The following is a 22094-nucleotide window of genomic DNA, read 5'->3' as shown; positions in this document are numbered from 1 at the left end:
GCCGTCAGTGCGCGTCGTGCAGCGCGGCGGTCAGGCGCCCAAGCGTGTGGCGCAGCTGGTCGAGCTCCTCCGCGGTAAGCCCCGCGGCCTGGGCGAGCCGCTGCGGTATGGCGCCGGCCTTGCCGCTCAGCTCCCGCCCCGCGGGGGTGAGGTGGATGGCGACGCGGCGCTCGTCCTCGCCCGACCGGCGGCGTTCACAGAGCCCCAGGGCCTCCAGCCGCTTCAGCAGCGGCGACAGGGTGCCGGAGTCCAGGCCGAGCTCTTCGCCGATCTCCTTTACGCCGCGGGGTTCGTTTTCCCACAGCACCAGCATGACGAGGTATTGGGGATAGGTGAGGCCCAGCTCCTCGAGGACCGGGCGGTACACCGCGGTGGCGGCCCGGGAAGCGGAGTAGAGCGCAAAGCAGACCTGGTGGTCCAGCCTGGGTGCATCGGTCATGAAGAAAACGATAGTACACAAGTAAGTTGTGCACAACTTAGGTGAAGGACGCGAACAGTCTGGTGTGAGGTGAAAGCCCGACGACGGCGGGCGGCGCGGGCCTACCCGTGGCGGATGGTGCGCAGCGCCGCGGCGGTCAGGACCCGGATCCCCAGGCCTAGAGCCTGCTCGTCCACGATGTAGTCACCGCGGTGCAGGTCGTACTCCTCGCCGCCGGGCGTCTTTGTGCCCAGCCGCATCATGGCGCCGGGAAGTTCGGCGAGGAACCACGCGAAGTCCTCCCCGCCCATGGACTGCGGCGTCAGGACCACGGCGCTTTCACCGATTTCGGCACGGGCGGCCGCTTCGATGATGGCTGTTTCATGCTCGGAGTTGACCACCGGGGGGACTCCCCTGGTGTGCTCGAGCCGGACGTCCACGCCGTAGGGTGCCGCAACCTGGTGGACCACCTCGTCCAGGAGTTCGCCGGCCTCGTGCCAGGCGTCGCGGTCCAGGCAGCGCATGGTTCCCGCCATGTAGCCGGTGCCGGGAATTGCGTTGGGTGCGGATCCCGCTGAGATCTGGCCCCACACCACGGAGACCCCGCTGCGGACATCCACCCGGCGCGAGAGAACGGCGGGCACGTTGACCGCAATCTGCGCCAGCGCGAACACCAGTTCTTCGGTCAGGTGCGGGCGGGAGGTGTGTCCGCCGCGCCCCGACAGTTCGATGCGGATGGTGTCGGAGGCTGAGGTGATGGCGCCGATGCGGGTACCGATCTTGCCCACTTCGATCCGCGGGTCGCAGTGCAGTGCCAGGATCCGCGGAACGCCCTCCAGCACCCCCTGCTCGATGCAGGCGTGCGCGCCGCCGGGCATGGTTTCCTCGGCGGGCTGGAAGATGATGCGGACGGTGGCACCCAACGGCTCTTCCTGGTGCATCCGGTGCAGCACCAGGGCGATGCCCAGCATGGTGGTGGTGTGGACGTCATGGCCGCAGGCGTGCGTGACGCCATGGTTCTTCGAGGCGAACGGCAGGCCTGTTTCCTCGATGATGGGCAGGGCGTCAATGTCACCGCGAAGAGCCGTGGCGATGGGCCCCTCCCCCACGTCGACCGTGAGGCCGGTTCCCTCCAGGCGGCGGGGCGTGAGTCCCGCGGCTTCGAGCCGCTCGGCCAGTTTGTCCGTGGTGCGGAACTCCTTGAAGGACAGTTCCGGATGCGCGTGCAGGTCCCGCCGGAAGTCGATCAGTTCCGGGAGGAGGGGCTCGAGCCACGGAGCCACCAGGTCGGTGGGCTCGGCTTCGGTAGTGTAGTTGCGCACTGTTTCACTCTAGCGAGGGTCAGCTGATTACCGGCCATCACGGTCGCAGGATTACATCAAAGGACGTCGGTGTCTCCGCTGGCCTTGAGGGCGTCCACGGCGGCCTTCACCCGCTGGGAGTTTGCCATGGTGGTCACCAGGAGCGCGTCCGGCGTGTCAACGATGACGACGTCCTGGATGCCGATCAGGGCAATGACGCGCTTGGTGTCCGTAACCACCACACCGCTGGAGTTCTCCGTGAAGACGCGTGCGCCTTCACCCAGCACCGTGACGTCATCCACTTCCTTGGCACTGTTGAGCCGGCCCACGGAGGCGAAGTCCCCGACGTCGTCCCAGCGGAAGGATCCGGGCACGACGGCGACGTCCCCGGCTTCGGCGGCAGGCTCGGCAACCGCGTAGTCGATGGCGATCTTGGGCAGGGTGGGCCACACCCGGGCGGTGACCTCGTCACGGGCGGGGGTGTCCCAGGCCTGGGCGATTTCCTGCAGGCCCCGGAACAGTTCGGGCTGATTGGCTTCAAGGTGCTTGAGCAGCAGCGCCACCGGCGCCACGAACATCCCGGCGTTCCACACGTAGTTGCCGCTGTCCACGTACTGTTGGGCGACTTCCTCGTCCGGCTTTTCCACGAACTCCACCACGTCAAGGGCGCTGGGCGCGCCCTCGATGTGCAGTTCCTGGCCGGAACGGATGTAGCCGAACCCGGTGGAGGGGTGGGTGGGCTTGATGCCGATGGTCACGATCTTGCCGGCGGCGGCCGTGTGGATGGCCTCGCGGACGGCCTGCTGGAAGAGGTTGTCCGGGCTGATCACCTGGTCGGCAGCGAACGAACCCATGATCGTGTCCGGGTCGCGTTCGTGCAGGATGGCCGCGGCAAGGCCGATCGCGGCCGCGGAGTCCTTCGGCTCGGATTCGAGGACCAGGTCCGAATCCTGGACTTCGGGAAGCTGCCGGCACACTGCGTCCCTGTGGGCCTTTCCGGTTACCACCAGCACCCTGCGTCCGGCCAGCGGCTGCAACCGGTCATAGGTGGCGCGCAGGAGTGTACTGCCCGAGCCGGTGAGGTCGTGAAGGAATTTGGGAGCTGCGGCGCGTGACAGGGGCCAGAGGCGGGTCCCCACGCCGCCGGCCGGGATCACCGCAATGAAGCGGTCAAGGGGTGATGCCGGGCTTGTCACTTTGTCTGTACTCATCACCGCCTACTTTAGCGGAACCCCGGCGCGCCGCCTTCGGAGCCGGTTTCCGCCGCCACAATCGCGCGAATGCCGGCAGCCGGCAGTCCCGCACGGAGGACCGGCCTGCGGGCAGTGTGTCCTTTGTCTCATAATTTTGGAAGATCCGCGCCACTGCTGGTCACCAAGGAGCTCCTAAATTGAATAAGCTGTTAGCGGAGCCTAGATTTAGGCCTGAGCTACGAGTGCTCTCGCAGCAGGCGTTCCCCCCGCGTGGATCTCATGCCAGCGCCGCTGTGTTGCAGGGAGGTTTATCAGTGCCGACAAAACCAGCTGGCACCTTGTACCGCGGCCGTGAAGGCATGTGGTCTTGGGTAGGACACCGCATTACCGGTGTAGTGATCTTTTTCTTCTTGTTGGTCCACGTTTTGGACACCTCCTTGGTGCGTGTGTCTCCCGAGGCCTACACCGCCGTGATCGGTGCGTACAAGAACCCCCTTATGGCCCTGGGCGAGACCGGCCTTGTTGCCGCCATTGTTTTCCACGCGTTCAACGGCCTGCGCATCATCGCGGTTGACTTCTGGAAGAAGGGTGCCAAGTACCAGCGGCAGATGCTCTGGGCAGTCCTGGGCCTCTGGCTGGTCACCATGGTCGCCTTCTCCATCCGCCACCTGTCGCTCGCCCTGGGAGGTCACTAAGCCATGAGTGCAACCATCGAAAGCCCACGCAGTGGGCGGATCGCACCCCAGTACCGCCGCCACGGTGGCAGCAAGGGCAACTTCGAGATGATCGCATGGCTCTTCATGCGGCTCTCCGGCGTGGTCCTGGTGGTGCTCATCTTCGGGCACCTCTTCGTGAACCTCATGGTGGGTGAAGGCATCCACGCCATCGACTTCGGCTTCGTGGCCGGCAAGTGGGCCGACCCGTTCTGGCAGTTCTGGGACCTTGCAATGCTGTGGCTGGCCATGCTCCATGGAACCAACGGCGTGCGCACCATCATCAACGACTACGCCGAAAAGGACTCAACCCGCCGCTGGCTGAAGACGGTCCTTTACTCGGCCACCGTCGTCATCATCGTCCTGGGCACCCTGGTGATCTTCACCTTCGATCCCTGCCCCGTAGTCGACGGCGTGCCCCTGCCTGGCGGCTTCTGCCCTGCCTAGCACCGGCACCACCCCGGGCCCGCGGGAATCTCCGCGGGCCCTGTTTTGCGGAGCAGGCAACGCCCGCCCGTTGTTTTATAGCGAATTTTGAGAGAAAGAGCGTCTGGTATGCAGGTCCATAAGTACGACGTCGTCATCGTCGGTGCCGGTGGCGCTGGCATGCGCGCAGCGATCGAATCCGGTCAGCGCGCGCGCACAGCAGTACTGACCAAGCTCTACCCCACCCGCTCGCACACAGGTGCCGCGCAGGGTGGCATGTGTGCAGCACTCGCCAACGTCGAGGAAGACAACTGGGAGTGGCACACGTTCGACACCGTCAAGGGCGGTGACTACCTGGTTGACCAGGACGCCGCGGAGGTCATGGCGAAGGAAGCCATCGACGCCGTCCTGGACCTGGAAAAGATGGGCCTGCCGTTCAACCGCACGCCCGAAGGCCGGATTGACCAGCGCCGCTTCGGCGGGCACACCCGCGACCACGGCAAGGCCCCCGTGCGCCGTGCCTGCTACGCAGCGGACCGCACCGGCCACATGATCCTGCAGACCCTGTACCAGAACTGCGTCAAGCACAACGTCGAGTTTTACAACGAGTACTACGTCCTGGACCTGCTCACGGTTGAAGAGGATGCTGTCCGCGAGGACGGCACGCCCTACAAGCAGAAGCGTGTTGCCGGCGTCGTGTCCTACGACCTCGCCTCCGGTGAACTGCACGTCTTCCAGGCCAAGTCCGTGGTCTTCGCCTCCGGCGGCGCCGGCAAGGTCTTCAAGACCACCTCCAACGCCCACACCCTCACCGGTGACGGCATGGGCATCGCCTTCCGCCGCGGCATCCCCCTGGAGGACATGGAATTCTTCCAGTTCCACCCGACAGGCCTCGCCGGCCTGGGTATCCTGCTGTCCGAAGCCGCCCGTGGCGAGGGTGCCATCCTCCGCAACTCGGAGGGTGAGCGCTTCATGGAGCGCTATGCCCCCACCATCAAGGACCTTGCGCCCCGCGACATCGTTGCCCGGTCCATGGCCAACGAGGTCCGTGAAGGCCGCGGCTGCGGCCCGAACAAGGACTACGTGCTCCTGGACCTGACGCACCTGGAGCCGGCGCACATCGACGCCAAGCTGCCGGACATCACCGAGTTCGCCCGGACCTATCTCGGCGTCGAGCCCTACACCGAGCCGGTTCCGGTGTTCCCGACCGCCCACTACGCCATGGGCGGCATCCCCACCAACATCACCACCGAGGTCCTGCAGGACAACGACACCGTGGTCCCCGGACTGTATGCCGCCGGCGAGGTGGCCTGCGTTTCGGTGCACGGCTCCAACCGCCTGGGCACCAACTCACTGCTGGACATCAATGTGTTCGGCAAGCGCGCCGGCATCGCGGCGGCCGAGTACGCCAAGACCGCCGACTTCGTGGAACTGCCGGAGAACCCGCTGGCCTACACCACCGAGCTGCTGGACATTGCCCGCAACGGCACCGGCGACGAAAAGGTGGCCGTGATCCGCAAGGAACTCCAGGACACCATGGACGCCAACATGCAGGTGTTCCGCACGGCGGAAACCCTGAACCAGGTCCTGCGCGACATCGCCTCCTTCGAGGAGCGGTACAGGCGGATCAACGTCCAGGACAAGGGCAAGCGCTTCAACCTCGACCTGCTCGAGGCCGTTGAGCTCGGCTTCCTGCTGGAACTGGCCAAGGTGATGACCGTTGCAGCCCTCTACCGTGAGGAATCCCGCGGCGGACACTTCCGCGAGGACTTCCCGGACCGCAACGACGAAAAATTCATGAAGCACTCCATGGCGTACAAGGATGACCACGCGCCGGCAGACGGATCGGCCGAGTCAATCGCCGGCATCCGCCTGGCCACCAAACCGGTCGTCTTTACCCGCTACGAGCCGATGGTGAGGAAGTACTAAGATGTCAGCTGAACTTGCTGAGCCAGCCTCGAAGATCGAACTGCCTGCCGGCGTCGGCGGTGGCGGCGAGATCCCCACGTTCGATGTGCACCTGCGCGTCCGCCGGTACAACCCGGAGGTTTCCGAGGAAGCCACCTGGGACGACTTCCACCTGACCATGTACGGCACGGACCGCGTCCTGGATGCCCTGCACAAGGTCAAGTGGGAAACGGACGGCACCCTCTCCTTCCGCCGCTCCTGCGCCCACGGCGTGTGCGGCTCGGACGCCATGCGCATCAACGGCCGTAACCGCCTTGCCTGCAAGACGCTGCTGAAGGACCTGGACACGTCCAAGCCCATCACCGTTGAGCCCATCAAGGGCCTGCCGGTGGAGAAGGACCTCATTGTGGACATGGAGCCGTTCTTCCAGTCGTTCCGCGAGGTCATGCCCTTCCTGGTCAACAAGGGCCACGAGCCCACCCGGGAGCGCCTGCAGTCCGCCGAGGACCGTGAGCGTTTCGACGACACCACCAAGTGCATCCTCTGCGCCGCGTGCACGTCGTCCTGCCCGGTGTTCTGGACCGACGGTCAGTACTTCGGTCCTGCCGCGATCGTCAACGCCCACCGGTTCATCTTCGATTCACGCGATGACGCCGGCGACATGCGCCTTGAGATCCTCAACGACAAGGAAGGCGTGTGGCGCTGCCGCACCACCTTCAACTGCTCCGAAGCATGCCCGCGCGGCATCCAGGTGACCCAGGCCATCGCCGAGGTCAAGCAGGCAATCCTCTCCCGCAAGATCTGACCACACGGATCCAGCGGACGACGGCGCCCCTCCCCACTCCGGGGATGCGGCGCCGTCGTTGTTTCTTCCCACCCGCCCCCTGACCTCGCAAGCTCGGCCAGGGAACCCGGCGGGCGTGGGCCCACAGCCATTCGTACCAAACGAAAGGGGACGCCGTGTCCCGCTCCGAAAAAGTCACTTTCGAAGGCTCCACCGGCGAAACGCTGTCCGGAATCATCGATGTCCCGGAAGGGCCGGTCAAGGGCTGGGGCGTGTTTTCGCACGGCTTCACGCTCGGCAAGGACAGCCCGTCCGCCTCGCGGATGTGCAAGGCGCTGGCGGACAGCGGCGTGGGCATGCTGAGGTTCGACAACCTGGGCCTGGGCGGCTCCGCCGGTGAATGGTCCGCGGGATCGTTCAGCCACAAGGTGGCGGACACCGTCAAGGCTGCTGAGTTCATGCGCGCGGAGGGGAAGCGGATTTCCCTGCTCGTGGGCCATTCCTTCGGCGGCGCGGCCGTCCTGGCCGCGGCACGGGAGATCCCGGAGCTCGACGCCGTCGCTACCGTCGGCGCCCCCTTCTCGCCCAAGCACGTGGCGCACGTCTTCGACGCAGCCCTGGACAAGATCCTGAGCGAGGGCAGCGCCGAAGTGGACCTTGGCGGGAAACGGGTGGAGATCCGCAAGCACTTCGTGGAAGACCTGGAGAACGCGGACCTGACGGATTGCATCAAGCAGCTGCACAAGCCGCTGATGGTGCTCCACTCCCCCACGGACAACACCGTTGGGATCGAGAATGCCAGCACCATTTTCCAGACAGCCCGCCACCCCAGGAACTTCGTTTCCCTCGAGGGAAGCGACCATCTCCTCACAGGTAAGGGCCAGGCGGCGCGGGCTGCCCGGATCATCGCCGCCTGGGCGGACCAGTACCTCGACGCAGGACAGTAGCTGTCCTGTCCCGGCTGGTTGCTGCCGCCTCCTGCCCGGTTCCGGTGCCTACTTGCCGATTGCGGCGTTGCTTTCGCTGATCCACTGCTCTGCAGCCTTACCAGGCGAGAGCCGCTTGAAGAGGACGTCGGTGTTCATGCGGGCAGTGATCTCGGAGACTGCGGTTGAACCGGTGGGCCCGATGTAGGTGGGGGCGAAGTCCATCTTGCCGATCTGGTCGATGTACTCAGCCTCCACCTTCCCCTGCGGCGTCAACAGGTCCTGGATGGCGGTGCGCATTCCGGAATTGCTGGGAACGCCACGGTCGCTCTGGATGATCTTGGCGGCGGACTCGTTGTTGACCAGGAAGTCCACCAGCTTGGCCGCGGCGTCGGTGTGCTTGCTGCGGGCCGAGATGGTGTAGAACTGCGATGACTGGAGCCAGATGCCCGCGGTGGGTGTTTCGCCGGGGAGTTTGAGCAGCTTCAGGTCGGCGCCGGAGGCCTTGCTGAGCGCGGAGAGCGAGTTGCTCCAGGTGAGCATCATGCCGGCCTGGCCCATGCCCATGAGGGTCTGTTCGGTGCTGACGTTCAACTTCTCCACCGCCTCGGACGCATTTGGCGCCGCCCCGGATTCGCTCAGTTTCAGGGAGTAGTCGAAGAAGTCCTGGACGGTGTCCACCCCCAGGCCCAGCTTGCCGTCCTGGGTGTAGAGCGATTCGCCGCGCTGGCGGGCAAAGGCATCCAGCGAATCGTGGGTCAGGACGGTGGCTGTTCCGTAGGTCCCCTTGGGGCTCTTGGCCGTAATATCCGCGGCGGTCTGCGCGAAGTCGTCCCAGTCCCACGTGCTGTCATCCGGAAGCGGGACCCCGGCTGCGGCGAAAACAGCAGGATTGACCACAATGGCGAGGGCGTTGGCACCGGTGGAGACCCCGTATTGCGTGCCCTGGACCTGGCCGTTTTCCAGCGCTCCCGGATCCATCGCGGACAGGTCCAATGCCCCACTGACCTTGGACAGATCCAGGAGTGCGCCGCGGTTGGCGTACTCGGCGGGATAGGCGCCGCCCATCGTGATGACGTCGGGGGCGTCGTTGGCGGCCACCTGGGTGGCCAGCTTGTCAAAGTAGCCGCTGATGTCGCCGTACTCGGGTTTCACCTTGATGTCCGGGTTGGCGGCCTCGAATTCGGCGATGGCCTTGGTGGTCAGCTGCGCCCGCCCCTCATTGCCCCACCAGGAGAAACGTATCTCAACGGGCCCGTCCTGCGCCTCGTTGGCCGGCGTGCTGGAACAGGCCGCGGTGAGGCTCACCAGGCTTACCGCGGCAATGGCTGCAACTGATGTACGGAATTTCCGGAAAAGGCTACGCTCCATTGGGTATGCTTCCTTCTGGCATCAGAAAACGGTTTCGTGAAACGTATCAAGATGCTGCCGAAGCGTCAACGCCAGGAAGACAGGCACCGTGAGTATTTCCAACAGCACCTACCAGCCGGCGTCCCCGACCTCCGGGGTGTCCGCACGCGGGCCCATTGACAGGAAGGAACTCGTCCGGAGCCACAACGTCCGCCAGCAGGCACTCGACCCGCGGAGCCCTGTGTCCGTAGGCAACGGTGAGTTCGCCTTCACGATGGACCTCACCGGCCTCCAGTCGCTTCCGGATTCCTATCCGGTGGGAGCCAGGGATGAACTGCCGCCGGGAACGCTCCTTGGCACGCAGGCCCAGTGGGGATGGCACGCCACACCGCCCGCCCAGGCCTATGAACTCTCGGGCTCCACGGTCCTCTACGACTCGCCGCGTGGACCGGTGCCCTACGTGGACATGGCGGGCGGCATCGTCAATGACCGCGAAACCGGCACGTCCCCCGCCGAAACGTGGCTGCGGGCCAACCCGCACCGCCTGGATCTGGGACGGATCGGCTTCAGGCTGGTGGATGCGGGAGGAGACCGTGCCCTTTCCGAAGGGGACGTCGACGACGCCGAGCAGACGCTCGACCTCTGGACGGGGACAGTCACGAGCCGCTTCACCCTGGCCGGCCACCCGGTGACGGTCATGACGGCGTGCCACCCCGAACGCGACGAACTCGGCATCCGTGTAGAGTCCCCGGGCCTCCAGGGCCGCCTGGCCATCACCATCGACTTCCCCTACGGCTCGGAGGCATGGCACGACGCCGCGGACTGGACCAGCCCGGACTCCCATACCACCACGCTCGGGGACCCGGCCGCCTCCGGCCTGCATGCCGGATCCACCGCCTGGACCGCCCACCGTGAGCTGGATGCTTCCCGCTACCAGGTTGTGATCACCGGACCTGGCCTCACCGTGCTGCAGACCGGACAGCACCGTCTCCGGATAAGCCCCAACCCGGGCAGCAGTGGGAGCCAGGGCGTGATGGACCTGGCTGTTGCCTTCGTCTCCGCCGGGGAGGGGGACTGCGTGCCCCGCGGTGCAACCGGTGCTGCCTTGGCGGCCGCCAGGCCGGGCGCCGGCACGGCAGCCGGGACCGCCGTCGTGCTTTCCGGCACGGCCCGCCCGGCAGCGGGCAGCAGCGTGGCAGCTGCCTCGGAGGCGTACTGGCCCGGCTTTTGGCTGTCCGGCGGTGCCATCGAGCTTGCCGCGACGGACGACCCCCGGGCAAAGGAGCTGGAACGCAGGATCGTCCTGTCGCAGTACCTGACGGCCATCAACTGCTCCGGGTCCCTGCCTCCCCAGGAAACCGGGCTGGTGTGCAATTCCTGGCGCGGGCGCTTCCACCTGGAAATGCACTGGTGGCACGCCGCCCACTTCGCCCACTGGAACCGGGTGGAACACCTGCTCCCGTCGCTTCGCTGGTACTCCACCGTGCTGGAGCCGTCGCGGCAGACCGCCAGGGCGCAGGGTTTCGACGGCGTCCGCTGGCCCAAGCAGGTAGGCCCGGACGGGAGGGAAAGCCCCAGCCCCATCGGCACCTTCCTGATCTGGCAGCAGCCGCATCCCATCCACCTGGCGGAACTTGCCTACCGTGCCAACCCCAGCCGGGAGGTGCTCGAGGAGTTTGCGGAGATCGTGTTCGAGTCCGCCGCATTCATGGCAAGTTTCGCGCACCGGACGCCGCGGGGCTTTGAGCTGGGTCCGCCCCTGATTCCCGCGCAGGAGAGTTACGGCTCCATCCGGGCGTCCGTCACCAATCCCACCTTCGAACTGGCGTATTGGCATTGGGCCCTGCGGGTTGCCGCGGCCTGGCGGGACCGGTTGGGGCTCGAGCCCGTTCAGGCGTGGCAGGAGGTTGCCGGCCACCTGGTGAAGCCGCGGGTACTGGACGGCTCCTACGCGGCCATTGACGTGGAGCCCTTCACCATCCGGACGGACCATCCCTCCATGCTGTGCGCACTGGGCGTCCTGCCCGAAACAGACCTGATCGACAAGGAGACCATGCGGGCAACGCTCGCCAGCGTCCTTGCCGACTGGGATTGGGACAGCACCTGGGGTTGGGACTATCCGGTGATGGCCATGACCGCCGCGCGCCTTGAGGACCCGGAGGCCGCCGTTAACGCCCTCCTGCTGGGCGCCGGGAAGAACACGGTGCTGGCCAACGGACACAACCGCCAGACAGATTCCCTGCCGGTGTACCTCCCCGGCAACGGCGGGCTGCTGGCCGCTGCCGCCCTGATGGCAGCCGGCTGGGACGGCGGACCGGAGCGGAATGCCCCCGGATTTCCCGCAGGCTGGACTGTGGCATGGGAAGGACTGGTGGCTGCGCCCTAGCAGCCCCAGCGTTCCGGCACCAATTCCGGGCGCCAGGGCGGCAACCGGGGCGGCAGGAATCAGCGCTGCCGCGTGCGCCCGTTGCCCCTGCGCCGGGCAGCTGCGGCACGGGCCGGGCTCTGCATGCCGGCCTCCGCCTGTGCCGGCACTTTGCCCGGCTGCACCGGCACTTTGCCCGGCTGCACCTGCCGGGCGCCCCAGGTTCCCTTCTCGTGGCCGGTGGATGAGGTTCCGTGGTCAGCCTCGCGGACCGCAGACCAGCCCGCGGAAACGAGGTACACCTGGCTCACCAGGTTGAACCAGATCAACAGGCCGATGATGATGGCGAAGGGTGCCAGGAGGGGGTTGCGACCGGCGCCGGCAAGAAGCTCGGTACTGAAGATCTGCAGGACCGTGGTGCCCAGCGCAGCCAGGATGGTGCCCTCCAGCAGTGCGCGGCGCGAGATCTTCAAATTCGCTGCGAGCCGGAACATGATGAGCGCGGTAACCCAGTTCAAAACAAGCGGTACGCCGATTTTGATGGAGGTGCTCAGCGGGCCGGCCAGTGCGTCGTCGAGCCGGAGGAAGTCCGCGACCCATCCCGCGGCCGTGCCGAAGACGAGGGACGCGCCGGCACTGATGACCAGTGCCACGCCCAGCAGCAGCAGGGTTCCGGCGTCGCGCAGTTTGAGGAGGATGGGGTTGACCAGTGACGGGGGCAGTTCCATCACGCCGCGGAGACCGTCCCTCAGGCTGGCAATCCACCGCAGCGACGTATAGACGGTTACGGCTGCCGCGATGGCCGCCGTCCAGCCCAGTCCGTCCGGATTCAGCAGGTCCTGGGGATCAACCAATCCCTCATTGCCGTTGACTTTCAGGAGTCCCGGAGCGCTCTGCGCCACGCTGCCGATAATGGTCTCCAGCAGCACGGGCTGTCCCCTCAGGGCCAGCCCGGCGATGGAAAAGCCGGTTGCGAGGAGGCCGGTGATCGAGAAGAACATATTGAACCCGATGCCGGCACTCATCAGCGGGCCGTGCTGGAGGCTGTAGTGCCGGAAGGCACGCATGGGGCGGAGCGCGTTCAGGCGGGCAAGAAGCCACTGGGACATGGCCATTAAGCCGGCCACGGGTCCGCCGCCGGCCCTGCGGGCCCTGTTCCATTCCATCCGTTTCTGGATGACGGCCAGCTTCAGGTGGGCATGGTCAGTGGGAAGCGGTTGCTGTCCCGCCTGCTTCGGCTGTGCCCGGGGCGGAATCCGCGGGTCTGGTGCCGTCGTTGTCAGTTTGGGTCCCAAAGTCCAGCTCTTCCCGTAGCTGCCAGATGCCGTTGGCATCGTGCTCGTAAAGTCCCATGCTAACCACGGGGAAGGTGGCCCTGTAGTTCCTCAGCACCGTTTCGGCCTCATCGAGGTTTTCCGGCGCCACATCGTGTGCGATGGTGACGTGCGGGTGGTACGCAAACGGCAGCTCACGGTGGAGGGGGCCCTGCTGGAGTTTTTCGTGGAGGTCAACGCAGTCCTCGAACCCGTCCTCCACGTTGATGAAGACCACCGGGGAAACGGGCCGGAACGTCCCCGTGCCTGCGATGGTGACCTCGAAAGGGCTCTGTTGGCGGGCCACCTCGCGGACATGCTCCAGTGTGCCCTCCCAGTCCCGCGTGGTGGTGGTGGTGACCAGCGTGATGTGGGCCGGCACTACGTCCGCCAGGGGATCGCCGAAGGACGCCCGCCAGCGCTGCAGCTCTTCGGCAATGTCGGCCGGGAACCCCAGGATGACGCCAACGCTGATGTCTTCCGGACGGGACACGGGGCTGGCTGCCGCAGCACGGTGATCCGCAGGGCCCGCGTGGGAACCGCCGGGAGTCCCCGCCACCCGGTGGGTGGCACGGGCAGCTTCCCTTGCCGCGACTTTGCTGGACGACATGGCGCTAACGGACTCCGGCGAGGCTGAGGGACGGGAGGAAGCCCATGCGCTCATACACCTGCGCGAGGGTGACCGAGGCGATCTCGCGGGCGCGTTCGGCGCCGTGTGCGAGCAGCCTGTCCAGTTCCGCAGGATCGGACATCAGCTCGTTGGTGCGGTTCCGCAGCGGCGTAACGAACTCAACCATCACCTCGGCGAGGTCCACTTTGAGGTGGCCGTACATTTTGCCCTGGTATTCGGCTTCGAGCTCAGGGATGGTTTTGCCCGTCAGGGACGAGTAGATGGTCAGCAGGTTGGAGATGCCCGGCTTTTCGTCAGCGTCGAAGCGGATCTCGGTTCCGGCATCGGTCACTGCCGACTTGATGCGCTTGGCCGCAACCTTCGGGTCCTCCAGAAGCTGGATGGCTCCGTTGGGGGACTCCCCCGTCTTGGACATCTTGGCGCTGGGGTTCTGAAGGTCGTAGATCTTGGCGCTTTCCTTGACGATGGTCGCCTCGGGGACAGTGAACGTGTGGCCAAACCGGGTGTTGAAGCGCTGGGCCAGGTTGCGGGTGAGCTCCAGGTGCTGGCGCTGGTCTTCTCCCACGGGCACCAGGTCGGTCTGGTACAGCAGAATGTCCGCGGCCATCAGGGTGGGGTAGGCGAACAGGCCCAGGGTGGCGGCGTCGGCGCCGGACTTCTGGGTCTTGTCCTTGAACTGGGTCATCCGCGAGGCTTCGCCGAATCCGGTGATGCAGTTCAGCGCCCAGGCGAGCTGCGCGTGCTCCGGCACATGGGACTGGACAAAGAAGATGCTCTTGTCCGGGTCGATGCCCGCGGCGATGTACTGGGCGGCCACAATCCGGGTGCGCTTGGCCAGCTCAGCGGGATCGAAATCCACCGTGATGGCGTGCAGGTCCGGAATGAAGAAGACGGCGTCGTACTCCGCCTGCATGTCAACCCAGTTCCGGACGGCGCCGATGTAGTTGCCCAGGTGCAGGGAGTCGGCTGTGGGCTTGGCGCCGGAGAGGATGCGCTTCTTGGTTGCCGGGGAGATCTGGCTAGTCATGGGAGGGGAAACCTTCGGGGCTCAGAGCTGGTAGTCCACTACCAGCGGGGCATGGTCGGAGAAGCGGGTGTCCCACGAGGGTGCCCGGTCAACAACGGCGGAGATGGCGGCCGCCGCCAGGGCCGGGGTGGCCAGGTGGTAATCGATGCGCCAGCCGGTGTCGTTGTCGAACGCCTTACCGCGCTGGGACCACCACGTGTAGGGACCGTCCACGTGGCCGGCCAGGTTGCGGTGGACGTCCTGCCAGCCGATCTCCTCGCCGAAGAACCGGTCAAAATAGGCGCGTTCCTCCGGCAGGTGGCCCGCCTTCTTGAGGTTGGCCTTCGAGTTGCGGATGTCCAGCGGGGTGTGGGCCACGTTGAGGTCACCCACCACCAGGGCGTGGTCGCTGTGCTTGGCCAGTTCCGGCAGCCGCGTGGTCATGACATCCAGGAACCTGAACTTGTCATCCTGCTTGGGCGTGCCCACTTCACCGGAGTGGACATAGGCACTCGCAACAGTGAGCTGGACGGGGTGGCCGGCGGCATCGGCGAAACGGAAATCCGCTTCCACCCAGCGTCCGGCCGTGGCAAAGTAATCGTCGCCAATGCCGTTACGGGTTGCCAGGGGTTCGTCCCGGGAAGCGATTGCGACGCCGGCGCGGCCTTTGGCTTCAGCCTCGGCGTGCAGGATGTACCACCCTTCGCCGAGCAGCTGCCGGACGATTGCGTCAGGAGCGCGGACTTCCTGCAGGCAGAGGATGTCCACTCCGCGCGGCTCCAGCCACGCCGCCATTCCGTTTTTGTAGGCAGCCCGGAGGCCGTTGACATTAACGGACGCGATGCGAAGGTGGTCCTTCTTCAATGCCGAGATCACCCGCTCCACTCTAGTCGATGATGGTTCCGGTGACCGGCTCTCCACTGCCGCCCGAGGACTTGATCATGTCCCGTGCATTGGTGGCCGTGATCTCAATGGTTTCCAGGGCCCGGTTGATGGTGTCCTGGTTGGCGGCGGCGCCCTTGGCGCGCTCCTCTTCCACCACGCGGATCTGCACCTGGACGATCTTGAACGAGTGATCCAGCTTCAGGTCACGGACCTCGTCCGCCTGGCTGCGCTCGGCAACCACCCGGGTTCCGCCCTGGTCGGCCGAGGCGTACGGACCCCGGCCTGCAGCGGTGCTGAAGGCGTTTTGGGCTTCCGTCAGCTTGGCTCCTGCCTTCTTGGCGGCCTTCTGGATGCTGAAGACAACAAAGCAGGCGAGCGCCAGCCAGAAGGCGGCGATGATGGCAACAACCCAGCCCACGACGTCGTTTTGGTTGGCCGCAAAGATGACGGCCACAACGAAGGCGGTGACGAGGACCATCAGTCCCGGCCCGCTGATGCGGAACATGGAGAATCCGCCCCTGGCGGGTTTGGAGGATGACTTGGAGCTGCCCAGAGATTGCATGCACCCATTCTCTCAAATGCCGGAGTATGCTCCCGCCGCCTTCCACCCGCGGCGAACAGACCCAACTAGGTAGCAGCAGATGTCCTTTAGATCCCTCTAAACGACATCTGCTGCTACCTAGTTGGGCTACTTAAGGAAAAGCTGCCGCAGCCGGAGAGTCGTGAGCAGCATGCCGGCGGCGGTCATCACCAGGTAGTAGCCGATGTGGACGGGGGTGGCAGCGGTGAGGGCGCCCACGCTGATCTGGCGCAGCAGTTCGACGCCGTGCCAGAGCGGCATGGCCTGGATCAGCCACTGGATGGGCTGCGGGTAGACGCTCAGTGGGTAGAAGGTGGCGCTGAACAGGAACATGGGCAGCATCACGAAGTTGACCCAGTCCATCTGCTGGAAGGTCTTCAGGAAACTGGTGATCCCCATCCCGATGCTCGCGAACCCGAAGGCGATCAGCACGGAGGCAGGCACCATCAGGAGCGCCCAGGGTGTGGTGATCAATCCCATGACCCCCATCACCGCCGTGAAACCCATGGCGTAGAGCAGGCCGCGCAGGAGCGCCAGGAAGATCTCCCCGAGGGCAACGTCCAGCGGCCCCAGCGAGGTGTACAGCATGCCCTGGTACAGCTTCGCGAAGTTCATTTTGAAGAACACGTTCCAGGTGGAGTCGTAGACCGCGCCGTTCATCGCCGAGACTGCCAGCAGGGCCGGGGCAATGTATGCGGCGTAGCTGATCTCCCCGCCGCCTGGGCCCTGGACGGAGCCGACGATTGCGCCGAGCCCCACCCCCATGGAGATGAGGAACAGGACCGGCTCGAAGAACCCGGAGAGCATCACCAGCCAGTTTGTGCTCCGGGTGGCCAGCAGGCCGCGCGAAATGACGGCCCTGGCGTTGCGCGAATACAGCGGCCCGAACGTCCTGCTGCGGGCCTGGTCCGGCGCGCTTTTCACCGGCAGCCCGGCGCTCACTTGCCCATCCTTGCCGCGAACTGCCGCCGGGTCAGGAACCAGCCCAGCACCGCCAGGGCCACGAGCACCACCGCGTGGAGGACGGTGAGCAGCGGCGGCTGCTGGTACCCGTAGCTGAACACCCGTCCCAGTTCGGTGCCATGCCAGATGGGCGAGATCCAGCCCACCCAGCGCACCGCCAGGGGAAGGCTGTCCAGCGGAAAGAAGGTCCCGGAGAACAGGAAGAGCGGCATCACGATAAACCGCATCACCAGCGCAAACTGGCCCTTGTCCTCGGTGATGGAGGCCGAGTACGCCATCAGCGGCAGGCCAAAGGAAAGGCCCGCGAGCGTTGCCACCAGGATGGTGGCCCAGCCCCAGCCGCCGGGCGCGGCACCGAAAAGGACAACGGCGGCGAAGTAGACGGCGGACTGCAGCAGGAGGCGCAGGGTCACCGCCATGATGTGGCCCGCCGCGATCTGCTGGGGAGTCAGCGGCGAGGCGTGCGGCCCGTAGTAGGTGCGGCGCCATTTGAACCCGTCCATCACGGGGAACGTGAACTCGTTGGTGGCCGTCATGACAGACGCGGACACCAGCAGCGCCGGGCCCACAAAGGTCACGTAGCCCACTCCCCCGAAGGCCTCCGCGCCTTGCGCGTCTACAAGGGTGGCCAGGCCCACGCCCATGGCAAACAGGTACGCCACCGGGTGGCCCACGCTGTACATGATGATGGACCAGCCGTAGCCCTTCATCACCCGCAGGACCTGCTCGGCGTAGTAGAACGCGCCCCACCGCCGTGCCCTGGCAGCCGCAATGTCCGGGCTGTGGGCCCGCAACGCCTCCCTTGCCGTGCCGTCAGTCAACAAGGCTTCTGCCAGTCAACCGCAGGAACACGTCCTCCAGCGAGGACCTCCGCACCAGCGATGTCAGCGGCCGCAGGCCGCGGGACGCCACCTGCTCAAGGGCGGACTCGCCGTCGTGCGCATAGATCAGCACCCGGTCCGGGAGGACTTCCAGCCGCTCCCCGATGCCCTGCAGTTCCGAGGCGATGGTGGTGTTCCGCTCGGATCCGAACCGCAGCTCAACCACCTCGCGGGTGGAGTGCTCGCGGATCAGCTGCGCGGGCGATCCCTCAGCCATGATCCTGCCCTTGTCCACCACGATCAGCCGGTCGCAAAGCTGCTCGGCCTCGTCCATGTAGTGGGTCGTCAGGATAAGGGTGACGCCCTGTTCCTTCAGCCGGAACAGGCGGTCCCAGAGGATGTGCCGGGCCTGTGGATCCAGCCCGGTGGTGGGTTCGTCCAGCAAAAGGATCCGTGGTTCGTTGATGAGCGAGCGGGCGATGGTCAGCCGCCGTTTCATGCCGCCGGACAGCGCGTCCACCTTGGACTTCGCCTTGTCCGTCAGCTGGGCGAATTCCAGCAGCTCATCGGCTTTCGGCTTCAGGTAGCTCATGGGCAGGCCGAAGTACCGGCCGTAGACCAGGAGGTTGTCGCGGACCCGGAGTTCCTCGTCCAGGTTGTCCTGCTGCGGCACCACGCCCAGGTGCGCCCGCACCTCGGGCCCGTGTGAGTCGGGGTCGAGGCCCATGATGTGGAGGGCGCCGGAGGTGCGCCGGGTGACTCCGCCGATCATCTTCATGGTGGTGGACTTGCCGGCGCCGTTGGGCCCCAGCAGGCCGAACGACTCCCCCGCGGGGACGCTGAACGAAATGCCGTCCACGGCGGCAACGTCGCCGTAGGTCTTGGTCAGGTTTTCTGCCGTGATGACGGTGGGGCGGGCTTCGGTGGGTGGCTCATCGGCTGGCTGGACGGCGCCGGTTGCGCCGGAGGACATGGTGGCTTTGTTGTGCACCCTCCGCAGACTAGTAGAGCCGGCGGGCAGGTGGAAGGGGACTTCCACCTCTGCGCTCAAGCTTTTCGCTTAAAGGACGACGGCGGTACTGCACCTTTGTCCAACAAGGTGCGGTACCGCCGTCGGGCGATGAAACGGGGCTACCTGGCGGCGGCCGGGCCGCTTGCCTGCGCCGCCTGGCGTTCGGCGGCTTCCACCACGTTGGTCATCAGCAGCGCCACGGTCATGGGACCGACGCCTCCGGGGTTTGGCGAAATCCACCCGGCAACCTCGGCAGCGGCGGGATCGATGTCGCCGAAGACCTTGCTCTTGCCGGTTTCGGGGTCGGCTTCGCGGGTGACGCCGACGTCGAGCACGGCGGCACCCGGCTTCACGTCCGCAGCCTTGACGATGTGCTTGGCTCCCGCCGCGCCCACGATCACGTCCGCCTGCCGCAGCAGCTCCGACAGGTTCTTGGTGCCGGTGTGCGTCAGGGTCACGGTGGCGTTTACGGCGCGCCGGGTGAGCAGCAGTCCGATCGAGCGGCCGATCGTGACGCCGCGGCCCACCACCACCACGTGCTTGCCGGCGAGGCTGAAGCCGTTGCGCTCCAGGAGCTCGATGACGCCGCGGGGCGTGCACGGAAGCGGTGAGGTGATCTCCCCGTTGACGTTGAGCACCAGCCGGCCAAGGTTGGTGGGGTGGAGTCCGTCCGCGTCCTTGGCCGGGTCGATGCGCTCCAGGATGGCGTCGGTGTCCAGGTGCTTCGGCAGGGGCAGCTGCACGATGTACCCGTGGCAGGCGGGGTCCGCATTGAGCTCGTCAATGAGGGCCTCAACCTGTGCCTGGGTGGCGTCCGCCGGCAGCTCCCGCTGGATCGAGTTCATCCCGATTTCCTCGGACTGCTTGTGCTTCATGGACACGTACAGCTGCGAGGCCGGATCTGCACCCACGAGCACGGTGGCAATGCCGGGAGTGACACCCTTGGCCTTAAGCGCGGTCACGCGTTCAGCCAGCTCGGACTTGATGGCGGCAGCGGCTGCCTTGCCGTCCAGGATCCGTGCGGTCTTGGTCATTTCTGTCATGTGATCACCACTGCTCGTGCTGCGGGTACAGCGGGAAGTCGGCGGCGAGCTTGTCCACGCGGGCCTGCAGGGACTCCACGTCGGCGCTGGTGCCGGCCTTCAGCGCGGTGGCGATGATCTCCGCCACCTCGGTGAACTCGGCGGCGCCGAAGCCGCGGGTGGCCAGCGCCGGGGTGCCGATGCGCAGGCCGGAGGTGACCATCGGCGGGCGGGGGTCGAACGGAACGGCGTTGCGGTTCACGGTGATACCCACCGAGTGCAGGAGGTCCTCGGCCTGCTGGCCGTCCAGCTGCGAGTTGCGCAGGTCAACGAGGACCAGGTGGACGTCCGTTCCGCCGGTGAGGACGGAGACGCCGGCTTCGGCAACATCGGCCTGGTTGAGGCGGTCGGCGATGATCTTGGCACCCTCCAGGACGCGCTCCTGGCGCTCCTTGAACTCTTCGGTGCCGGCGATCTTGAAGGCCACGGCCTTGGCGGCGATGACATGCATGAGCGGGCCGCCCTGCTGGCCAGGGAAGACGTTGGAGTTCAGCTTCTTGGCCCACTCCTGCTTGGCCAGGATCACGCCGGAGCGCGGGCCGGCGAGCGTCTTGTGCACGGTGGAGGTGACGACGTCGGAGTGCGGCACCGGGCTGGGGTGCAGGCCGGCGGCAACGAGGCCGGCGAAGTGCGCCATGTCGGTCCAGAGCAGCGCGCCAACCTCGTCCGCGATGGAGCGGAAGGCAGCGAAGTCCAGGTGGCGCGGGTAGGCGGACCAGCCGGCGATGATGACCTGCGGCTTTTCGGCGATGGCCTGCTCGCGGAGCTTGTCCATGTCCACGCGGAAGTTGTCTTCCTCCACCTGGTAGGCAGCCACGTTGTAGAGCTTGCCGGAGAAGTTCAGCTTCATGCCGTGGGTCAGGTGGCCGCCGTGGGCCAGGGACAGGCCCAGGATCTTGTCGCCGGGGGTGATCATGGCGGAGAGTGCAGCGGCGTTGGCCTGGGCACCGGAGTGCGGCTGGACGTTGGCGTACTCGGCACCGAAGAGGGCCTTGACCCTGTCGATGGCCAGCTGCTCTGCCACGTCAACGTATTCGCAGCCGCCGTAGTAGCGGCGGCCCGGGTAGCCCTCGGCGTACTTGTTGGTGAGGACGGAGCCCTGCGCTTCCATAACGGCGCGGGGGGCGAAGTTCTCGGAGGCGATCATTTCCAGGGTGCCGCGCTGGCGGCCGAGCTCCTGGTCAAGGACTGCTGCGATTTCGGGGTCAAGCTCAGCCAGCGGCTGGTTGCTGACGGCGGTGGTGGAGGTGGCTGTAGTCACGAAAGAACTCCTGGCTAGGCGTACGGGCACTGCTAAGGTCAGGCTACCGGCTGGCGCACCTTCACGCCGCACTGATGACAGCGCGTGAAAGCTGCGGGCGTGGCGCTGCAATACTGACGCAGGTGCAGCCCCAAATCCGGCAAGACATGACCCTCGGCCCAGGCGTACGATCCGTGGTCTTCGTGATTGCCGCTCCCTGGTGGTTAGCCACCCAACGCCAGTTGCGACCCTCCCAGCGTACCAAAACCGGGGGCTGCTGCGCGGGTAGGCTATAGGGCGTGAGTGAAGAGCAGCTGAAGCAAGCGTACGTAGTAACCCTGTCCTGCCCCGACCGCCCGGGAATCGTCCACGCGGTGGCCGGCGCACTGCTGGTCGCGGGATGCAATATTACGGATTCGCAGCAGTACGGCAGCCCCGCCACCGGCAACTTCTTCATGCGGGTGGAGGTGACTACGGCGGCCCCTGCATCAGAGCTCCGGGCAGCCTTGGAGCCGGTCGCCGAAGCCTTTGGCATGCAGTGGAGCCTGAACGCGGTGGGACAGAAGGTCCGTACCCTGGTGATGGCCAGCACCTCCGCCCACTGCCTCAACGACCTGCTCTTCCAGCAGCGGTCCGGGACGCTCCCCATCGAGATACCGGCCATCGTCTCCAACCACCAGGACCTGGCCGGGCTGGCCGAGTTCTACGGCATCCCGTTCCACCACATCCCGGTCACCAGGGACACGAAGGTCCAGGCTGAGGACAAGCTCCGCGCCCTCATCGCCGAGCACGACATCGAGCTGACCGTCCTGGCCCGCTACATGCAGATCCTTTCCGACGAGCTGTGCACCGAACTCACCGGCAAGGCCATCAATATCCACCACTCGTTCCTGCCCTCCTTCAAGGGTGCCAAGCCGTACCACCAGGCCCACGCGCGGGGCGTGAAGCTGATCGGTGCCACAGCGCACTACGTGACGGCGGCACTGGACGAGGGCCCCATCATTGAGCAGGAAGTCATCCGTGTGGACCACGCCCGCACCCCGGAGCAGTTCGTCCAGATGGGCCGGGACGTGGAAGGCCGCACATTGGTCCAGGCCGTCCAGTGGCACGCGGAGCACCGGGTGCTGCTGGACGGAAACCGGACTGTGGTCTTTAACTGACGGGTATGTACACCGCG

The 22094-nt window shown here is 66.1% G+C and carries 21 protein-coding genes and 1 riboswitch; of the genes, 7 read left to right on the top strand and 14 right to left on the bottom strand.

Going from position 1 to position 22094, the window contains the following annotated elements:
- Window positions 1-4 precede the first annotated feature (4 nt).
- The 3 genes from AC4BCK_RS06075 to AC4BCK_RS06065 all read right to left on the bottom strand — a co-directional run bounded on the left by AC4BCK_RS06075 (window position 5) and on the right by AC4BCK_RS06065 (window position 2930).
- Window positions 5-439, bottom strand: a complete 435-nt coding sequence (locus AC4BCK_RS06075; RefSeq protein WP_066274351.1) for a MarR family winged helix-turn-helix transcriptional regulator — start codon at window positions 437-439, stop codon at window positions 5-7.
- Between the two features lie 101 nt (window positions 440-540).
- On the bottom strand, window positions 541-1740 hold the full coding sequence (locus tag AC4BCK_RS06070; protein WP_174175466.1) for an amidohydrolase: 1200 nt from the start codon (window positions 1738-1740) through the stop codon (window positions 541-543).
- Between the two features lie 56 nt (window positions 1741-1796).
- Entirely contained in the window at window positions 1797-2930 is a 1134-nt protein-coding gene (locus AC4BCK_RS06065) for a mannose-1-phosphate guanylyltransferase (protein WP_174175464.1), read from the bottom strand.
- Window positions 2931-3271: 341 nt separating this feature from the next.
- On the opposite strand from AC4BCK_RS06065, the gene sdhC reads away from it, so the two are divergent.
- From sdhC to AC4BCK_RS06040, 5 genes are all read left to right on the top strand, one after another.
- Window positions 3272-3607 carry a succinate dehydrogenase, cytochrome b556 subunit gene (gene sdhC, locus AC4BCK_RS06060; protein ID WP_013600284.1) on the top strand — a complete coding sequence of 112 codons (336 nt, stop codon included), beginning with the start codon at window positions 3272-3274 and terminating at the stop codon, window positions 3605-3607.
- Window positions 3608-3610: 3 nt separating this feature from the next.
- Window positions 3611-4072: a succinate dehydrogenase hydrophobic membrane anchor subunit gene (locus tag AC4BCK_RS06055; protein WP_174175462.1), complete on the top strand. Its 462-nt coding sequence runs from the start codon at window positions 3611-3613 to the stop codon at window positions 4070-4072.
- Between the two features lie 108 nt (window positions 4073-4180).
- Window positions 4181-5980, top strand: coding sequence for a succinate dehydrogenase flavoprotein subunit (gene sdhA / locus AC4BCK_RS06050; protein ID WP_174175460.1), 1800 nt, complete (start codon window positions 4181-4183; stop codon window positions 5978-5980).
- Between the two features lies 1 nt (window position 5981).
- A complete protein-coding gene (locus tag AC4BCK_RS06045) occupies window positions 5982-6764 on the top strand; it encodes a succinate dehydrogenase iron-sulfur subunit (protein WP_066274343.1) in 783 nt (260 codons plus the stop codon).
- Window positions 6765-6919: 155 nt separating this feature from the next.
- Complete coding sequence (locus tag AC4BCK_RS06040) at window positions 6920-7690, top strand: alpha/beta hydrolase family protein (RefSeq protein ID WP_174175458.1); 771 nt, start codon at window positions 6920-6922, stop codon at window positions 7688-7690.
- A 48-nt stretch (window positions 7691-7738) separates the two neighbouring features.
- Here the strand turns inward: AC4BCK_RS06040 and AC4BCK_RS06035 are convergent, their stop codons facing one another.
- Entirely contained in the window at window positions 7739-9040 is a 1302-nt protein-coding gene (locus AC4BCK_RS06035) for an ABC transporter substrate-binding protein (protein WP_490566744.1), read from the bottom strand.
- 88 nt (window positions 9041-9128) lie between these two features.
- Between AC4BCK_RS06035 and AC4BCK_RS06030 the strand changes: the two genes are divergently transcribed.
- On the top strand, window positions 9129-11405 hold the full coding sequence (locus AC4BCK_RS06030) for a hypothetical protein (protein WP_490566743.1): 2277 nt from the start codon (window positions 9129-9131) through the stop codon (window positions 11403-11405).
- Window positions 11406-11464: 59 nt separating this feature from the next.
- Here the strand turns inward: AC4BCK_RS06030 and AC4BCK_RS06025 are convergent, their stop codons facing one another.
- The 10 genes from AC4BCK_RS06025 to glyA form a co-directional block, all read right to left on the bottom strand.
- Complete coding sequence (locus AC4BCK_RS06025; protein ID WP_490566742.1) at window positions 11465-12493, bottom strand: YihY/virulence factor BrkB family protein; 1029 nt, start codon at window positions 12491-12493, stop codon at window positions 11465-11467.
- A 94-nt stretch (window positions 12494-12587) separates the two neighbouring features.
- Window positions 12588-13307, bottom strand: coding sequence for a 2'-5' RNA ligase family protein (locus tag AC4BCK_RS06020; RefSeq protein ID WP_377086291.1), 720 nt, complete (start codon window positions 13305-13307; stop codon window positions 12588-12590).
- Between the two features lie 4 nt (window positions 13308-13311).
- Window positions 13312-14355, bottom strand: a complete 1044-nt coding sequence (gene trpS, locus AC4BCK_RS06015; protein WP_251422354.1) for a tryptophan--tRNA ligase — start codon at window positions 14353-14355, stop codon at window positions 13312-13314.
- Window positions 14356-14376: 21 nt separating this feature from the next.
- Window positions 14377-15210, bottom strand: a complete 834-nt coding sequence (locus AC4BCK_RS06010) for an exodeoxyribonuclease III (RefSeq protein WP_490566741.1) — start codon at window positions 15208-15210, stop codon at window positions 14377-14379.
- Window positions 15211-15220: 10 nt separating this feature from the next.
- Entirely contained in the window at window positions 15221-15781 is a 561-nt protein-coding gene (locus AC4BCK_RS06005) for a hypothetical protein (RefSeq protein WP_104185417.1), read from the bottom strand.
- A 126-nt stretch (window positions 15782-15907) separates the two neighbouring features.
- Window positions 15908-16741 (bottom strand): ABC transporter permease, encoded by an 834-nt coding sequence (locus tag AC4BCK_RS06000; RefSeq protein WP_400634171.1) that lies wholly within the window; start codon window positions 16739-16741, stop codon window positions 15908-15910.
- Window positions 16738-17583, bottom strand: coding sequence for an ABC transporter permease (locus AC4BCK_RS05995; protein ID WP_174175446.1), 846 nt, complete (start codon window positions 17581-17583; stop codon window positions 16738-16740). Before AC4BCK_RS05995 ends, AC4BCK_RS06000 begins: the two co-directional genes overlap by 4 nt.
- Entirely contained in the window at window positions 17576-18556 is a 981-nt protein-coding gene (locus tag AC4BCK_RS05990; RefSeq protein WP_174175670.1) for an ABC transporter ATP-binding protein, read from the bottom strand. The genes AC4BCK_RS05995 and AC4BCK_RS05990 overlap by 8 nt, the downstream gene beginning before the upstream one ends.
- Before the next feature lie 158 nt (window positions 18557-18714).
- Complete coding sequence (locus AC4BCK_RS05985) at window positions 18715-19638, bottom strand: bifunctional methylenetetrahydrofolate dehydrogenase/methenyltetrahydrofolate cyclohydrolase (protein WP_490566740.1); 924 nt, start codon at window positions 19636-19638, stop codon at window positions 18715-18717.
- Between the two features lie 4 nt (window positions 19639-19642).
- A complete protein-coding gene (gene glyA / locus AC4BCK_RS05980) occupies window positions 19643-20938 on the bottom strand; it encodes a serine hydroxymethyltransferase (RefSeq protein WP_188809163.1) in 1296 nt (431 codons plus the stop codon).
- A 149-nt stretch (window positions 20939-21087) separates the two neighbouring features.
- A riboswitch (ZMP/ZTP riboswitch) is annotated at window positions 21088-21173 on the bottom strand.
- A gap of 43 nt (window positions 21174-21216) precedes the next feature.
- Here glyA and purU point away from each other — a divergent pair.
- Window positions 21217-22077 carry a formyltetrahydrofolate deformylase gene (gene purU / locus AC4BCK_RS05975; RefSeq protein ID WP_174175440.1) on the top strand — a complete coding sequence of 287 codons (861 nt, stop codon included), beginning with the start codon at window positions 21217-21219 and terminating at the stop codon, window positions 22075-22077.
- Window positions 22078-22094: the final 17 nt, after the last annotated feature.

The sequence above is a fragment of the Pseudarthrobacter sp. As-47 genome, assembly GCF_058215595.1.
The sequence above is the reverse complement of the archived record's forward strand: the minus strand, read 5'-3'. Positions and strand labels throughout refer to the sequence as shown.

Bases quoted from the DNA above. Each gene is read 5' to 3' on its own strand.
- AC4BCK_RS06075 (WP_066274351.1), bottom strand. From the start codon at position 439: ATGACCGATGCACCCAGGCTGGACCACCAGGTCTGCTTTGCGCTCTAC.
- AC4BCK_RS06065 (WP_174175464.1), bottom strand. From the start codon at position 2,930: ATGAGTACAGACAAAGTGACAAGCCCGGCATCACCCCTTGACCGCTTC.
- sdhC (WP_013600284.1), top strand. From the start codon at position 3,272: ATGTGGTCTTGGGTAGGACACCGCATTACCGGTGTAGTGATCTTTTTC.
- AC4BCK_RS06055 (WP_174175462.1), top strand. From the start codon at position 3,611: ATGAGTGCAACCATCGAAAGCCCACGCAGTGGGCGGATCGCACCCCAG.
- sdhA (WP_174175460.1), top strand. From the start codon at position 4,181: ATGCAGGTCCATAAGTACGACGTCGTCATCGTCGGTGCCGGTGGCGCT.
- AC4BCK_RS06045 (WP_066274343.1), top strand. From the start codon at position 5,982: ATGTCAGCTGAACTTGCTGAGCCAGCCTCGAAGATCGAACTGCCTGCC.
- AC4BCK_RS06035 (WP_490566744.1), bottom strand. From the start codon at position 9,040: ATGGAGCGTAGCCTTTTCCGGAAATTCCGTACATCAGTTGCAGCCATT.
- AC4BCK_RS06025 (WP_490566742.1), bottom strand. From the start codon at position 12,493: ATGTCCCAGTGGCTTCTTGCCCGCCTGAACGCGCTCCGCCCCATGCGT.
- AC4BCK_RS06020 (WP_377086291.1), bottom strand. From the start codon at position 13,307: ATGTCGTCCAGCAAAGTCGCGGCAAGGGAAGCTGCCCGTGCCACCCAC.
- trpS (WP_251422354.1), bottom strand. From the start codon at position 14,355: ATGACTAGCCAGATCTCCCCGGCAACCAAGAAGCGCATCCTCTCCGGC.
- AC4BCK_RS06005 (WP_104185417.1), bottom strand. From the start codon at position 15,781: ATGCAATCTCTGGGCAGCTCCAAGTCATCCTCCAAACCCGCCAGGGGC.
- AC4BCK_RS05990 (WP_174175670.1), bottom strand. From the start codon at position 18,556: ATGTCCTCCGGCGCAACCGGCGCCGTCCAGCCAGCCGATGAGCCACCC.
- AC4BCK_RS05985 (WP_490566740.1), bottom strand. From the start codon at position 19,638: ATGACAGAAATGACCAAGACCGCACGGATCCTGGACGGCAAGGCAGCC.